Here is a 14,883-nt window from a genome sequence, read left to right as displayed (position 1 = left end):
ACGGACGTCGGCGCCCAACCGGTGGAACACGATTTCGGCCGGCGGGCGGGAGGCGGTAACCTACCCCTTCGGTCCCGCCGGATGGGCCATGACCGCAGGTCATCCTGTGCGGACCCCGGGTGACATCTCCTGTCAGATGTGACAAACCGGACCCTGGCGGGTACAAGAAGGGGCGGCACGACGGGCTACGCGGAATCCCAGCGGGAATCTTCACCGCCGACCGGACGTTGACCTGAGTGATGACGACAGTGACATCTGTCCTGAGGGCGACCAGCCCGGGAGGCACTATTCATGAGTGAGCGAGCTCTACGCGGCACGCGGCTCGTGGTGACCAGCTACGAGACGGACCGAGGCATCGATCTGGCGCCGCGTCAGGCGGTGGAGTACGCCTGCCAGAACGGGCACCGGTTCGAGATGCCGTTCTCCGTTGAGGCCGAGATCCCGCCGGAGTGGGAGTGCAAGGTCTGCGGCGCGCAGGCCCTGCTCGTCGACGGCGAGGGCCCCGAGGAGAAGAAGGCGAAGCCCGCCCGCACCCACTGGGACATGCTCATGGAGCGCCGTACCCGCGAGGAGTTGGAGGAGGTGCTGGCCGAGCGGCTGGCGGTCCTGCGTTCGGGCGCCATGAACATCGCGGTGCATCCGCGGGACAGCCGCAAGACGGCCTAGTCGACTCGCGGCGCCGCCGGCGAGCGCACGAGACACCAGGGTTCGGGTCACTCACGTGACCCGGCCCCTTTTGGTGTGCGCTGCCCTTGCCGGGCGGTCGTCGGAGGTCCTGGGGGTGTGGTGGCCGCGGCGCCGCGGTCACCACACCCCCAGGACCTCCGGTTCGGGCGCGCCCGCCTCGGGCGCGCCGCGACTCCGCGGAGCACATCGCGGTGGGCAACCACGCGGACGCGCCCGCGTGACACAGGGGACCCGGCGCGCGGGCAAGGGTCGACGGTGACGGAGGCCGAGGATGTCGGTTGCCGAGGAGCGTCGCCGTCGGGGTCGGCGTGGGTGCCGGTCAGCCGTTGTCGCGGTCGGGGCGGTCCGGCTCGTCCCGGTCCTCGCGGACCACCTCGCCCGGCACGACCCGGTCGTCGTCCGTGCGGCGGGTCCGGCGCTGCTCCTCCGCCCGGCGCGCCTGCTCGAAGACCTCGGGCGGCACGCCGAGCAGGCGCACGCCGGCCCGGGTGCCGGCCCGGCGCAGCAGTGCCGCGGTGGGCGGGAAGACGCAGAGCAGGCCCACGGCGTCGGAGAGCAGCCCCGGCACCATCAGCAGCAGCCCGCCGAGCATCGCCAGGCCGGTGCCGCCACGCCGCTCGCGGTCGGGCGCCGGCTCACGGTCCGCGCCCGGTGCGTGCCCGGGCTGGAGGGTGGCCGACAGCCGGCGCCAGGCGCGGCGGCCGGCCAGGCGGATCACCGACCCGCCGACCACCACCCCGGCGGCCAGCAGCAGGAAGACGGTCAGCCCTCCGGCCGCCTCACCGACCAGGATCAGCAGCCAGATCTCCAGCAGCGCCCAGGCGGCGACGCCCAGCGGCAGCAGGGCGCGCGCGCCGCGCCGGTTCCTGCCGGTCCGGCCGCCTCGTGGCGGGCGGGTGCGATAGGGGTTCGGTGAGCCGGTGGCCATGGTTCAAGTGTGCCTGGCTCCGACGAGTTTCCTGAACCGGGCCGCGACGCCCCAGACCGTCACCCGCCACAGCGCCTCGACCAGGATGTCCCTGCTCATCTTGGAGTCCCCGTGCGTGCGCTCCACGAAGGTGATGGGGACCTCCGCGATCCGGTGCCCGGCGCGCACGGCACGGTGGGTGAGGTCGACCTGGAAGCAGTAGCCCTGGGAGGCCACCCGGGTGAGCAGGTCCGTGTCGAGCACGTGCGCGCGGAAGGCCCGGTAGCCGCTGGTGACGTCCCGGACCGGCAGGCCGAGCAGCAGCCGGGCGTAACCGCTGCCGCCACGGGAGATCAGCTGCCGGTACCACGGCCAGTTCACGATCCGCCCGCCCGGCACCCAGCGGGAGCCCAGCACCACGTCCGCGCCCTCGATCGCGGTCAGCAGCCGCGACAGCTCCTCCGGCCGGTGTGAGCCGTCGCCGTCCATCTCCACCAGCACCCCGTAGCCGCGGTCCAGGCCCCACCGGAAACCGGCCAGGTAGGCAGCGCCCAGCCCTTCCTTGCCAGGGCGGTGCAGCACGTGCACGCGCGCGTCGCCCGACGCGATCTCCTCGGCGACCTTGCCGGTGCCGTCGGGGCTGTTGTCGTCCGCGACCAGGACGTCGCCGTCCGGCAGGGCGGCGCGAAGCCGCCGCACCAGCGGCGGGAGGTTGTCCACCTCGTTGTAGGTCGGGATGATCACCAGCACCCGCGGGGCGCGGCGGCGGGCGTCCCGGTCAGCCACGCGCGTGCTCCTCCCGGCGGGCGCGACGCGCCCGCAGCCCGACCCAGCCCCAGGCCGCCAGGCCGAGGCCGGCGAGCGCCCATTCGGGTGCCTCCCCAACCTGGTCCGCGACCGTGATGTCGTCGCGCAGCGGCAGCTCGGCGGTGAGCACGTCCTGGGTGAACTCCTCGGTCCGCTGCTCGATGGTGCCGTCCGGGGCCACGATCGCGCTGATGCCGCTGGTGGCGGCGGTGACGATGGCCCGGCCGTGCTCCACCGCCCGCAGCTGGGACATGGCCAGCTGCTGCTCGGGTTGGCCGGTGCGGCCGTAGGTGGCGTTGTTGGTCTGCACCACCAGGGCGCGGGCGCCGGCGTTGACGGTGTCCCTGACGATGCCGTCGTAGGCGACCTCGAAGCAGATCACGTCGCCGAGCCGGGCCGGGCCGACGTCCAGCACCCCGGGCCCGTCGCCCGGATAGAAGTCGCGCGGGATCCGGTCCAGCCGGCTGATGAAGGTGCTCAGCTGCTCGCGGAAGGGCACGTACTCGCCGAACGGCACCGGGTGCTGCTTGGTGTACGAGTCGCCGGGGCCGGTCTCGGGATCCCAGACGATGCCCTGGTTCTCGACGTAGCCCTCCTCGGTCGGATGGTCGACGAGGGCGCCGACCAGGACCGGCACGCCCACGGCGTCGACCGCCCGCTCGATGGCCTGGCGGGCCTCCGGCTCCTGGTAGGGGTCGAGGTCCGAGGCGTTCTCCGGCCACAGCACCAGGTCGGGTCGCTCGGTGCGGCCGGCCTCGATGTCCTCGGCGAGCTCCAGGGTGGCCTCGACGTGGTTGTTGAGGATCTGCATGGGGCGGCCGAGGAAGTCCATGCCGGCCTGTTGGACGTTCCCCTGGACGACGGCGACGCTGACGGTCTCGTCGGCCTCGGTGGGCACCGGCACGGCGTAGCCGGCGGCGGTGGTCGCGGCGGCCAGGGCCAGCGCCCCGACGGCCGGCAGCGCGACGCGCGGCAGGCGCCCGGTGGACTCGGCGCGGGCGGTCGCGAGCCGGCGGCGCAGACCGTACAGCTCCAGCCCGAGCAACGCGAGCAGGGCGCCGGTCAGCGCGACGGCGAAGGTGACCAGGGGCGCGCCGCCGAGCGCGGCGAGCGGGGTGTAGGGCGTGGCGGTGTTGGCGAAGGCCAGGCGCCCCCAGGGGAAGCCGCCGAACGGCACCCGGTCCCTGGCCCACTCCTCGGCCACCCACAGACAGGCGGCCCACAGCGGCCAGGCGCGCAGCCGGGAGGTCACGGCGAGGCCGGCGCCCAGCGGCAGGAAGAAGAGCGCCTCGATCACCGCCAGGCCGACGACGGCGTCCCAGCCGACGACGTTGAGCCACTTCAGCAGTCCCACGAAGAACGGCACGCCGAGCGCGAAGCCCAGCCAGGCGCCCTGCCGGGCGGTCCGGCCGCGCGTCAGGACCGACAGCACGGCCACGGACAGCGCCGACAGCGGCCAGACGTCGTACGGCGGGAACGCGGCGATCAGCGCCAGGCCGGCGAGCGCGGCCACCAGCGTGGCCAGCCAGTGCCGGCGGGCCGCGGCGACGAGCCGGCGGGCCCTGCCGGGACGCCGGGTGACGGTGCCGGCGGGCGCCGCCGGGTCGCCGCCGGCGGGCGCGTCCGGACCCGGCGCGGCGGCGTCGACCGAGCCGGTCAGGTCAACCGAGCCGGTCGGCGCGGCGGTGAGCCGCCCGTTCGGGGCGGCACCCGGCCGGCCGGCGGCGGGCGCCGCCCCCGGGGCGGGGTCCGCGGCGGACTGCCGCGCGGTGCCGTCGGCGTCGCTGGCGGTGGTCGTCTCGGGGCCCGTTGGCACGGTCCTGGCCTTCCCTGGGAACGAGCGGTGATGAACGACCGTACCTCGGCGACGGCGGGGGCGGGCAGCCGGGCGCTCGCCCGACGTGCGACGGCTGCGGGCCGGGACCCGGCGCTCTTCGGGCCGACCTGGGATCCGCTGGCTGCGGGTCTGCCGAAAGCCGTTGTCTACTGAGCTCCGGGCCCCGCCCGGGTCGCACCAGCCAGCCGGACGAAACCTTCCGCCCCCGTGCCGCAGGCACTGGACCTGGCTCCGGGTGGCGGCGTGCCGGTCCGGCACCCCGCACTCTGGCCCAGCAGCGTTCGACGACTGCGCGGAGGAGCGCCGGCCGGACGTCTTGTGGTGGACCCGGCCGAACCTACCCCGGCACGACCGCCGCCTGTCAACAGCCGTCTGACCTGGCGATTTTCGCCAAAGGGGCAGGTCAGTGCGGAGTGTTCCCGGCGGTCCGACAGGCGGAGGGCACGTCGTTCGGCGGTATCGGCGCGGGCCCGGATCACTCGTTCAGCGGGTCCGCCGCGTGGTCGTACACGGTGCGCCCGGCGACCACCGTGCGCAGGCACCGGGGCGGCTCCGCGCCCTGGGCCCCTTCCACGGTCTCCCAGACCGCGTAGTCGGCGGGCGCGCCGGGCTCCAGCACGCCGCCGTCGTCCCGGCCGATCGCCCGCCAGCCGCCACGGGTGTGCGCCGCGAACGCCGCCTCCCACGGGATCCGGTGGTCCGGTGTGCGGTGCTCGGCCGCCGCCCGCACCGTGCCCCAGGGGTCGAGGGGGGTGACCGGGGCGTCGGAGCCGAGGGCGAGCGGCACGCCGGCGCGCAGGAGGGACGCGTACGGGTTGAGCGCGGCGGCCCGGTCGGGCCCGAGGCGCTCGGCGTACATGCCGTCGGGGCCACCCCAGGCCGCGTCGAAGCCCGGCTGGACCGAGGCGGTCAGGCCGAGGTCGGCGAACGTGGCGACGGCGTCGGGACCGATCAGCTCGGCGTGCTCCACGCGGTGTCGCAGCGCCCGCAGCCGGGGGGCGCCGAGCCGGGCCGCCGCGGCCCTCGCGCCCGCCGCGACCGCGTCGATCGCGGCGTCGCCGATGGCATGGAAACCGGCCTGCAGCCCGGCCTCGGTGCAGGCGGTGAGGTGGGCCGCGGTGTCCTCGGCGGTCAGGTATCCGGTGCCGCGGGTGGCCGCGTCCGCGTACGGGGCGTGCAGGTGGGCGGTGTGCGAGCCCAGCGAGCCGTCGGCGAACAGGTCGCCGGCGGCACCGGCGGCGCCCAGCTCCCTGACCCGTTCCGCGTCCTTCGCGTTCGTGACGAGTTCGGCCCAGTAGCCGACCACCCGGGGACCGGGTTCGGACGCGGCCAGTGCGAGGAGCCCGACCAGGTCCTCCTCGCTGGAGATCTCGGGTCCGGCGCATTCGTGCAGCGAGCCGATGCCCAGGGCCGCGGCGTGCCGCAGCGCCGCGCGCTGGGCCGCGGCCCGCTGGGCGGGCGCGAGCGTGCCGTGCGCGGCCCGGCGGACCGCGTGGTGCGCGGCGCCGGTGAGCGGGTGGTCGGCGTGGTAGCCGGCGAGCCGGGTCACCCCGCGAACCCGGTCGAGCAGGGCGGTGCTGGCCAGCGCGGAGTGCGCGTCGACGCGGCTGAGGTAGACCGGGCGCCCGCCGGCGGCCCGGTCCAGTTCGGCGCGGCTGGGCGGGCGCCGTTCCGGCCACCGGGCGGCGTCCCAGCCCTGCCCCAGCAACACCGCGTCGGCGGCGTGCCCGGGCGCCGTCGCGTACCCCGCGACCCGGGCCAGGGCCTCGGCCAGGGAACCGGCGCCGGCGAGGTCGAGGCCGGTCAACGTGAGGCCGGTCGACGTGATGTGCACGTGTGCGTCGGTGAACGCCGGCGTGACGAGGGCGCCCGCGAGATCGACGATCCGGTCAGCGGTCGCGGCGACGTCCTCGGCGGCGGGCTCCCGGCCGATCCAGGTCACCCGGTCCCCGGCGACGGCCAGGGCCGTGGCGCCGGGGACGGCCGGGCTGTGGATCCGTCCGTGGCGCAGCAGGACGGTGCGGGGGGTGGTGCGGTCGGTCATGTCGGCCAGTCTTCCCGCCCGCGGCGGGCCTGCGCCCGGCGGGGTCAGAGCCGCGGCGGGCGCGCCTCGTAGGGGGTGGAGAGCACCACCGTGGTGCGGGTGGAGACGCCGGCCAGGCTGCGGATCCGGGCCAGCAGGTTCTCGAGGTCCGCCGGGGCGGCGACCCGGATCTTGAGGATGTAGTTCTCCTCGCCCGCGACCGAGTGGCACGCCTCGATCTCCGGCACCTCGGCGAGCCGCTCGGCGATGTCGTCGGGTGCGCTGGGGTCGAAGGGCTTGACCGAGATGAAGGCGGTGAGTGGGAGGCCCACGGCGTCGGTGTCCACGATGGCGGTGTAGCCGCGGATCACGCCGCGCTGCTCCAGGCGGCGTACGCGCTGGTGCACCGCCGAGGTCGACAGGCCGGTGGCCTTGCCCAGGTCGGTGTAGCTCATGCGCCCGTCCCTGACGAGCAGCTCCACGATGCGCCGGTCGAGTTCCTCCACGAGACCGTAACCTACCCGCAACGGCCGTCTCCCGGGCACGCTGAGCATTCCCTGGGCGGTGCCGGCCACGGCTCGGGCACGATGCCCCAACGGATCTGTGACGAACGCCACAAACGCGGTGCGGCGTCCGGTTCGGGTGCGCGATTAGCCGCCGGACCGCCGGGAAATCCTTGCTGTGGCCAGGGCCGCAGCGCCGTCCGAGGGGGATGTCTTGCGCACCATGAACGACACCGTGAATCCGGATCAACGGGCCGGGAGTGCCCCGCGTGACCTCGAGCGGGCGCCGGGTCTCCTCGACGACGAGGACGACGGGATGGCGGACGCCGACCTCGTCCGGCTGGCCTGCCCCGACTGTGGACAGCCGATCGCCCTGCAGGGGCCGGGCGAGGCCCTGCCGGTGCACGCCCTCTGCCCCACCCCGTGGAACCCCTTCGGGCTGACCGTGTGCCCCGGTTCGGGCCGCAACGTGTCAGGACCGGCCGATCCGGCCGCGGTCACGCCGGTGGCGACGACCCGCGACGACGGGTCCTTCGCCGTCCGGGCGGCGTTGCCCGAGAGCCTGGACTGGCGGCTCCGGCCGTTCTCGCACGCCGGCTCCCCGGAGGAGATGCGGCTGCCGAGCGTGCGTCAGGCCGCCTGACCCTCCGGCGTCGCGCCCGGCGCGACGCCGGAAAGGCGGCCGCCGCCCGCACCGTCCGGCCGGTGCCGCGGACCGCTCCCCCGGGCGGTCGACCCGCGACACCGGCCGCGTTTCCGGCACCCGACCGCCCCGGTCGCGGCGGGCCGCTTCCCACGATGTCATTGGTCTGGACATGACCAAGCGGCGCCAGTACGGTCGGGGTTGGTCTAGACCGCAGCACGGCATGCCTACGGAGCGCTCACACCCCCCACGACCTCCGGGAGCGAAGCATGCGCAGAAAGATCACGGCCGCGGCCATCGGGGCCGGGCTCGTCACGGTCTCCGTGCTCGGCACCAGCGGAACGGCCCAGGCTCACGGCTACACGACGTCCCCGACGAGCCGTCAGTCCTACTGTGCCCAGGGCACGGCGTCGGACTGCGGCGCCATCCAGTGGGAGCCGCAGAGCGTCGAGGGCCCGAAGGGCTTCCCCGCGGCGGGCCCGGCCGACGGGCAGATCTGCTCGGGCGGCAACTCGCGGTTCGCGGCGCTGGACGACCCGCGCGGCGGGTCCTGGCCGGCCACGGACCTGAACGCCGGTCAGTCCTACTCGTTCGACTGGACCTTCACCGCGCGGCACAGCACGGCCGACTTCCAGTACTTCATCACCAACGACGGCTACGACCCCTCGCAGCCGCTGACCCGATCCGACCTGGAGGCGCAGCCCTTCCTCACCGTGTCGATGGGCGGCGCCCAGCCGGGCGCGACGGAGCACCACCAGGGCACCGTGCCGGCGGGCAAGTCCGGCCGGCACCTCATCCTGGCGGTGTGGAACGTGGCGGACACCGGGAACGCCTTCTACGCCTGCTCGGACGTGGACCTCTGAACCCGGCGACGCCGGCAGCGATCCGACGGCCCCCCACACGGGCGTGTGGGGGGGCCGTCGGCCGCGCGGTGTCGGTCCTCAGACCACGCCGACGGAGGCCAGCGCCTCCCGCTGGGCCACGGACAGCGTCGCGGGGAAGTAGAGGTAGCAGACGCCGCCCGTGCCGCTGCGCACCGCGCCGTTCTGGTCGTAGCGCTGGGTCCGCAGCCAGATGTTCTCCCACTCGCGCCGGTTGTAGACCCGCCGCACCGCGCCGTTGTCCGAGCTGGCGGGATCGTTGGCGATCACGTCGCCGTCCTCGGTGAAGCCGACGACGGTCATCAGGTGCCCGGAGGTGCCGTAGCCGGCGCCGCTCAACTCGGCCTCGTAGAACGACTGCGAGGTGATCAGCGGGATGCCCGCCGCGACCAGTCGCTCGGCGTCGGTGAGCGTGGCGATGCGGGTCACCACGGCGCGCAGGTCCGGATAGCTGGCGGCGTAGGCGGCGTTGAACGGCCAGTTGCCGCAGCCGTTGTACTGGTAGTCGAAGGTGAAGCGGGCGGCGTGGCAGACCTGGGGATCGTCGAAGTCCGGGTTCACCCACTCCAGGTCCTCGGGCGAGGGGTGGCGACCCCAGTACTCGATGATCATCTGGGAGGACGTCGGGCTGCACCACGCCTCGCCGCCGTTGTCGTACTCCGGGTACCTGCCGACGTGCACGTTCTGCGAGTACGGCGGCACCGAGAGCTCGATCCCCGCGGCCGGCCCCGGCTCGGTCGCCGGCACCTCGAAGCGGGCCGGCACATCGGACGTCATGGCGCCGACCCGCCACACCGTCGGGGTGGCGTCGCCGCCGACCGCGCGGTGGAGCGTCAGCCGCAGCTGGTAGGAGGCCAGTCGCAGGCCGCTGTCCGGGTCGTCGATGGCGAAGGTGTCGGTCCAGATCGAGGACTTGCCGTCCTCCTGGCCGTCCACGGAGGTGCGGCGGATGTCCTCGTCGCCCGAGGCCCAGACGCCCAGGGTGTACCAGGGGGTCTGGGTGCCGTCGCTGTAGGTGCCGAGCAGTTCCACCCGGATCCAGGTGCCGGCCGGGGTGTCGGCGTTCCACGAGGCGATGAGCTCGCTGGCCGGGGTGGCCGCCTCGTGACTGGGCGACAGCCAGCGGCCGTACTCCCAGGTGGCCGTGGTGCCGGTGTGCGGGTCGGTGTAGTCGACGGTGCCCTGCGGCACGGCGATGACGACGCCGGGGCGCACCCCGCCGACCACCGAGACGCCCTGCGCGGTGCCGGACTGCCAGTCCTGGGCGGTGGTCCAGCCCTGGTACTCGATGGTGGAGTCGGCGGCGGGGCAGGGCTTGGGGCGCCGGGGCGCGGCGCCGCCGGCCTCGGCGGCGCCCGCGCTGGTGGCGAACGAGGCGGTGGTGGTGCCGACCGCGGCGGCGACGGCGGCGGCGAGCACGGTACGGCGAGGCGTCGTGGGCACGGTGATGGTCTCCCGGGTCGAGGCGGGGTGAGGCACGTGGTGGGGCGGGACGCTGTGGGGTGGACCGCGGCGGGTCACGCGCACGGTCACGTCGGCAGGGCACCACTATCTCCGCTCGCGCGGCCGACGACCAGTAACCGCCCGAGAACCCACGGCGGCAATATTGGTGGAACCTGTGGCACGACTATCGTGGCGCCGGTGACCACCCCTGCCGACACCGGCGGGCGCGACCCCCTGCCGGGGGGACTGAACGGCGTGGCCGCCCAGCTGCGCTCCCTCGCGCCCTCCTGCGGTCCCGTGCGCCTGGTGGGGGTCGACGGACACGCCGGATCCGGCAAGAGCACGCTGGCCACCCGGCTGGCGGCCCTACTGGGCGGGGCCCCGGTGCTCCGGCTGGACGACCTCGCCAGCCACGACGCGCTCTTCGCCTGGACCGACCGGCTCGAGCGCACGGTGCTCGGGCCGCTGTCCCGCGGCGAGGTCGCCCACCACCCGGTGTACGACTGGGAGCGCCGGGCGTTCACCGCGACCGCCGCGCTGCCGCCCGCGCCCGTGGTGCTGGTCGAGGGCGTGGGCGCCGGTCGGCGGGCGCTCCGCCCGCACCTGGCCTGCCTGATCTGGCTGGCGGTGCCGGCCGAGGTGGCCTGGGCGCGCGGCCGGCGCCGGGACGGTTCCGGACAGGCCGGGTTCTGGCGGACCTGGGAGGCGGCCGAGCGCCGTCACTTCGCTGATGATCCGTCAAGGCCCTTTGCGGATATCCTGATGACACCGAGGGGTGACAGCTACGATGCCTGCACCCGAGCGCCTTCGGGTCCCCGCGGCAGGCAGCGGAGCAGCCCGTGAGTGGGGGTCGAGATGAGTGCTGGCACGCACGGCGCGCGGGATCGGTACACCTCGGCCGATCTGGCGTGGCTGCGCGGCGTGGACGCCTACGCGGCGGCCGCCTACGCCGAGGCGGAGGAGGAGTTCCGCTCGGCGGTGCGCCAGGACCCGGAGATGGCCGACGCCTGGCTCGGGCTGCACGCGCTGCGCACCGACGTGCCGGTGGCGCTGCAGCAGATGTACCGGAACCGGGCCCGCTTCGGCGAGCAGCGGACGCGGTACGGCCGGCCGCTCAGCTCCTGGTACTGGCTGGGCTGGTGGGTGCAGCCGGTGCTGGAGACCGAACGGGACCTGCTGCTCGCGTACGCCTCGCAGCTGCTCGACGGGCGCCGGATGGCGGAGCTGGACATCGCCCTGGCGGCCTGCCCGCCCCCCGAGTCCGACCCGTTCGCCCGCTTCCTGCACGCCTGCCGCTGCTATCTCGCCAAGGACTGGGAGGGACTGTTCCGGTGCACGGCCACCCTGGTGGACGACCCGCAACTGGGGGTGGAGGCGGGGCTGTTCGCCGGCATGGCCCGGGTGCGGCTGGAGATGTTCGACCAGGCGGAGCCGCTGTTGGCGGCCGCGTTGATGCGCTGCCGCACCGAGCAGCCACAGCGCAAGGAGCTGCGCTACTGGCTGGCCAGGGCGCGGGAGGGCAGCGGGCGCAGCGCGGCGGCGCTGCCGCTGTACCGGGCGGTGCACCAGGTGGATCCGGAGTTCATGGACACCGAGGTGCGACTGGCGGCGCTGTCCGGTGAGGACGCCGACGCCGCGCACCTGACGTCGCAGCTTTCGGGGCCGGAGCCCGGCCCGCTGGCCGGCCTGGACGGCACGGTGCCGGCGGGTGCGCTGCCGACACCCGAGGGCCTGCCGTTCGGCGGCGCCGACGACGGCGCGGGCCGGCGGATGCCGTCCCCCGCGCCGGCGGGCGCGAACCGGGGCACGCCGGCGGGCGGTCCTGGGGGCGCCTGGGGATACCTCCCGGGCCAGCAGGGCCTGGTCGAGGGGCACGCCGGGCCGACGCCCGCGCCGGCGGACCTGCCGCCGGCGGGTGATCCGGTGCTGCTGGAGCAGACGCTCCGGGAGCTGGACCGGATGGTCGGCCTGGAGCCGGTCAAGGAGCAGGTGCGCGCGATGTCCGCGCAGCTGCGGATAGCGCGGCTGCGGTCCGGGCAGGGCCTGCCGGTGCAGCCGCCCAAGCGGCACTTCGTGTTCTCCGGGCCCTCGGGGACGGGCAAGACGACGGTGGCGCGGATACTGGGCCGGGTGTTCCACGCGCTCGGGGTGCTCGGCCACGACCGGCTGGTGGAGGCGCAGCGCGCGGACCTGGTCGGGGAGTTCCTGGGCCAGACGGCGGTGAAGGCCAACCGGCTGATCGACTCCGCGCTGGGCGGGGTGCTCTTCATCGACGAGGCGTACAGCCTGGTGCACTCCGGCTACAGCAAGGGCGACGCGTACGGCGACGAGGCGCTGCAGGTGCTGCTCAAGCGGGCCGAGGACAGCCGGGAGCACCTGGTGGTGATCCTCGCCGGCTATCCGGAGGGCATGGACCGGCTGCTCGGCGCGAACCCCGGACTCAGCTCCCGGTTCTCCGCGCGGGTGGAGTTCCCCAGCTACCAGCCGCGGGAGCTGCGGGCCATCGGCGAGCTGCTGGCCGCGGAGCACGGCGACGCCTGGGACGCCGAGGCGCTGGAGGAGCTGCGGAGCATCAGCGAGCACGTGGTCGCCGAGGGCTGGATCGACGAGCTGGGCAACGGCCGTTTCCTCCGCACGCTGTACGAGACCAGCTGCGCGTTCCGCGACGTCCGGCTGTCCGAGTCGGGGGCGGCGCCGACCCGGCAGGAGCTGTCCACGCTGCGGCTGCCCGATCTGATGCAGGCGTACGGCGAGGTGCTGTCGGGCCGGGGCTCGCGCCGGTCGGGCGACGGCGACGCGGTGCCCGAACCCTGACCCTCGCCCGGCCGGAGGCCGGTCCGGGCCGGTCGGGTCAGGCGGCGCCGGCCGGCGGGCGGGCGGTGCCGTGGCGCTCGGCGAGCGCCCGCAGTGTCCTGGCGTCGTCCAGCGCCCGGCGCCGGGAGAGCCCCGGCTGGATCGCCATCACCGCCAGGACGGTGCCGTCCGCCAGGTCGAGCGTCACCCAGGGGTCGCCCGGCCGGAGCGTGACCCGCAGGATCTCCGCCCACACCAGGCGGCGCCGGGTGGTCAGGTTCACCACGGTCAGGCCCTCCCGGTCGGCCACCGCCTTCGGCCGGCTGAGCACCAGCAGGACGCAGCAGGCCAGCAGGCCGCTGCCGCTGACCGCGGCGCGGTCGCCGAGGCTCCAGCTCACCGCTCCCCCGGCGGGCAGCAGCACCGAGATCAGGGTGAGGGCGCCGAACGTCACGAGGCCGATGGTGAGCAGCACGATCCGGGTCACCACCGGGCGGAAGGTGACGGGCAGGGCCACGGGCTGGTCCGGCGGGACGGGCGCCTCGCGGGCGCCGGAAGCGGTCACCTCGGGCGTCACAGCCGGGCGGCGTGGATGCCGGTGGTCAGGATGGCCCGGGCGCCCAGGTCGTACAGCTCGTCCATCACCCGCTGGGCGTCCCGCACCGGGACCATGGACCGGACCGCGACCCAGCCCTCGTCGTGCAGCGGGGAGACGGTGGGCGACTCCAGGCCCGGGGTCAACGCGACGGCCTTGCTGACCAGTTCGGCCCGGATGTCGTAGTCCATCATCACGTACCTGCGGGCCACCAGGACGCCCTGCAGGCGGCGCAGGAACTGCTGCACCCTGCCGTTGGCCGGCTCGCCGCCGGCGCGGCGGATGACCACCGCCTCGGACTCCAGGATGGGCTCCCCGATGATCTCCAGGCCGGCGTTGCGCAGCGTGGTGCCGGTCTCCACGACGTCGGCGATGACCTCGGCGACGCCCAGCTGGATGGCCGTCTCGACGGCGCCGTCGAGGTGCACGACGGAGGCGGTCACGTCGTGGTCCGCCAGATGCCGGGCGACCAGTCCGGCGAACGAGGTGGCGACGGTCAGGCCGCCGAACTCCCGCACGTCGCTGACGGTGCCGGGCCGGGTGGCGTAGCGGAGGGTGGAGCCGGCGAAGCCGAGCTGCATGATCTCCTCGGCCGGCGCGCCGGAGTCCAGCAGCAGGTCGCGGCCCGTGATGCCGATGTCGAGCTGACCCGAGCCGACGTAGACGGCGATGTCGCGCGGCCGCAGGTAGAAGAACTCCACCTGGTTGTCGGAGTCGATGAGCACCAGCTCGCGCCGGTCCTTGCGCTGCCGGTACCCCGCCTCATGGAGCATCGCCGAGGCGGGCTCGGAGAGGGTTCCCTTGTTGGGCACGGCGATGCGCAGCATGGAGTGGCACTCCTTCGCGAGGTCAGATGAGGGTGGTGCGGAGGGGGCGGGCCGGGGCCCTGGCCCGGGGGATCGGCTCAGAGATGAGCGTATACGTCCTCCAGGGAGATCCCGCGAGCCACCATCATCACCTGGACGTGGTACAGCAGCTGGGAGATCTCCTCGGCGGCCCGGTCCGCGTCCTCGTGCTCGGCGGCCATCCACACCTCCGCCGCCTCCTCGACGACCTTCTTGCCGATGGCGTGGACGCCGGCGGCGACCAGCTCTGCGGTGCGGGAGGTGGCGGGGTCACCCGTGGCGGCCTTCTGCTTCAGCTCGGTGAAGAGGCCGTCGAATGTCTTGTTGGCCATGGTGGCCACTAGCCTACGGCGTGGCCTCACCCGCCGGGCCACCGGTCCGGGCCGGGGCGGGCACGACGTCGCGCAGCGCCACGGCGGTGGCGACCGCCGCGGTGACCGCCTCGTGCCCCTTGTCCTCGGTGGAGCCCGGCAGTCCCGCGCGGTCCACCGCCTGGGCCTCGGTGTCGCAGGTCAGCACGCCGAAACCGACCGGAACGCCGGTCTCGACGCTGACCTGGGTGAGGCCCTGGGTGACGCCCTGGCAGACGTAGTCGAAGTGCGGGGTGCCGCCCCGGATGACGACGCCGAGGGCCACCACGGCGTCGTAGCCCCGGGCGGCCAGGGCCCGGGCGGCGACCGGGAGTTCGAAGCTGCCGGGGACGCGCAGCACCGTGGGCTCGGGAACGCCGAGCTCGTCCGCCGCGCGCCGGGCGCCGGCCAGCAGCCCGTCCATCACCGTGTCGTGCCAGCTCGCGGCCACCACGGCCACCCGCAGGTCCGCGCAGTCCCGCACCGCCAGTTTCGGGGCGCCCTTGCCGCTCACCGTGTCTCCTCGTCGTGTCGTTGTGTGATCATGTCGATGTGTCGATGTGTCGGGT

The 14,883-nt window shown here is 74.7% G+C and carries 15 protein-coding genes; 5 read left to right on the top strand and 10 right to left on the bottom strand.

The window, feature by feature from the left end; all coding sequences use genetic code 11:
• Positions 1 to 291 precede the first annotated feature (291 nt).
• Positions 292 to 666: an RNA polymerase-binding protein RbpA gene (locus ABGB06_RS34510; protein ID WP_347597787.1), complete on the top strand. Its 375-nt coding sequence runs from the start codon at positions 292 to 294 to the stop codon at positions 664 to 666.
• A 340-nt stretch (positions 667 to 1,006) separates the two neighbouring features.
• On the opposite strand, the gene fxsA is transcribed toward ABGB06_RS34510, so the two are convergent.
• The 5 genes from fxsA to ABGB06_RS34485 form a co-directional block, all read right to left on the bottom strand.
• Complete coding sequence (gene fxsA, locus ABGB06_RS34505) at positions 1,007 to 1,615, bottom strand: FxsA family membrane protein (RefSeq protein ID WP_347597784.1); 609 nt, start codon at positions 1,613 to 1,615, stop codon at positions 1,007 to 1,009.
• Positions 1,616 to 1,618: 3 nt separating this feature from the next.
• Positions 1,619 to 2,380 (bottom strand): polyprenol monophosphomannose synthase, encoded by a 762-nt coding sequence (locus tag ABGB06_RS34500; protein ID WP_347597781.1) that lies wholly within the window; start codon positions 2,378 to 2,380, stop codon positions 1,619 to 1,621.
• On the bottom strand, positions 2,373 to 4,217 hold the full coding sequence (gene lnt / locus ABGB06_RS34495) for an apolipoprotein N-acyltransferase (protein ID WP_347597776.1): 1,845 nt from the start codon (positions 4,215 to 4,217) through the stop codon (positions 2,373 to 2,375). Before lnt ends, ABGB06_RS34500 begins: the two co-directional genes overlap by 8 nt.
• Positions 4,218 to 4,713: 496 nt before the next feature.
• Positions 4,714 to 6,282, bottom strand: a complete 1,569-nt coding sequence (locus tag ABGB06_RS34490) for an amidohydrolase family protein (protein WP_347597773.1) — start codon at positions 6,280 to 6,282, stop codon at positions 4,714 to 4,716.
• A 44-nt stretch (positions 6,283 to 6,326) separates the two neighbouring features.
• Complete coding sequence (locus ABGB06_RS34485) at positions 6,327 to 6,767, bottom strand: Lrp/AsnC family transcriptional regulator (RefSeq protein ID WP_347597770.1); 441 nt, start codon at positions 6,765 to 6,767, stop codon at positions 6,327 to 6,329.
• 220 nt (positions 6,768 to 6,987) lie between these two features.
• Here ABGB06_RS34485 and ABGB06_RS34480 point away from each other — a divergent pair, with 220 nt between their 5' ends.
• Positions 6,988 to 7,407: a hypothetical protein gene (locus tag ABGB06_RS34480; protein WP_347597767.1), complete on the top strand. Its 420-nt coding sequence runs from the start codon at positions 6,988 to 6,990 to the stop codon at positions 7,405 to 7,407.
• 269 nt (positions 7,408 to 7,676) lie between these two features.
• The gene (locus ABGB06_RS34475) at positions 7,677 to 8,270 is read left to right on the top strand and encodes a lytic polysaccharide monooxygenase auxiliary activity family 9 protein (RefSeq protein ID WP_347597764.1); all 594 of its coding nucleotides are present in this window, start codon (positions 7,677 to 7,679) and stop codon (positions 8,268 to 8,270) included.
• 78 nt (positions 8,271 to 8,348) lie between these two features.
• Here ABGB06_RS34475 and ABGB06_RS34470 read toward each other — a convergent pair whose 3' ends face one another.
• A complete protein-coding gene (locus ABGB06_RS34470; protein ID WP_347597876.1) occupies positions 8,349 to 9,737 on the bottom strand; it encodes a peptidase C39 family protein in 1,389 nt (462 codons plus the stop codon).
• 192 nt (positions 9,738 to 9,929) lie between these two features.
• On the opposite strand from ABGB06_RS34470, the gene ABGB06_RS34465 reads away from it, so the two are divergent.
• Positions 9,930 to 10,574, top strand: coding sequence for a hypothetical protein (locus ABGB06_RS34465; protein WP_347597761.1), 645 nt, complete (start codon positions 9,930 to 9,932; stop codon positions 10,572 to 10,574).
• Positions 10,575 to 10,586: 12 nt separating this feature from the next.
• Complete coding sequence (locus ABGB06_RS34460; RefSeq protein WP_347597758.1) at positions 10,587 to 12,545, top strand: AAA family ATPase; 1,959 nt, start codon at positions 10,587 to 10,589, stop codon at positions 12,543 to 12,545.
• Between the two features lie 37 nt (positions 12,546 to 12,582).
• Here ABGB06_RS34460 and ABGB06_RS34455 read toward each other — a convergent pair whose 3' ends face one another.
• The 4 genes from ABGB06_RS34455 to ribH all read right to left on the bottom strand — a co-directional run bounded on the left by ABGB06_RS34455 (position 12,583) and on the right by ribH (position 14,828).
• Positions 12,583 to 13,089 carry a PH domain-containing protein gene (locus tag ABGB06_RS34455; protein ID WP_347597755.1) on the bottom strand — a complete coding sequence of 169 codons (507 nt, stop codon included), beginning with the start codon at positions 13,087 to 13,089 and terminating at the stop codon, positions 12,583 to 12,585.
• 8 nt (positions 13,090 to 13,097) lie between these two features.
• The gene (gene hisG / locus ABGB06_RS34450) at positions 13,098 to 13,946 is read right to left on the bottom strand and encodes an ATP phosphoribosyltransferase (protein WP_347597752.1); all 849 of its coding nucleotides are present in this window, start codon (positions 13,944 to 13,946) and stop codon (positions 13,098 to 13,100) included.
• A 77-nt stretch (positions 13,947 to 14,023) separates the two neighbouring features.
• Positions 14,024 to 14,296, bottom strand: a complete 273-nt coding sequence (locus tag ABGB06_RS34445; RefSeq protein ID WP_347597749.1) for a phosphoribosyl-ATP diphosphatase — start codon at positions 14,294 to 14,296, stop codon at positions 14,024 to 14,026.
• A gap of 13 nt (positions 14,297 to 14,309) precedes the next feature.
• Positions 14,310 to 14,828 carry a 6,7-dimethyl-8-ribityllumazine synthase gene (gene ribH / locus ABGB06_RS34440; protein WP_347597746.1) on the bottom strand — a complete coding sequence of 173 codons (519 nt, stop codon included), beginning with the start codon at positions 14,826 to 14,828 and terminating at the stop codon, positions 14,310 to 14,312.
• Positions 14,829 to 14,883: the final 55 nt, after the last annotated feature.

The sequence above is a fragment of the Streptomyces sp. B6B3 genome (assembly GCF_039871525.1).
Classification (GTDB): Bacteria; Actinomycetota; Actinomycetes; order Streptomycetales; family Streptomycetaceae; genus Streptomyces.
This window is presented reverse-complemented; position numbering and strand designations above follow the sequence as displayed.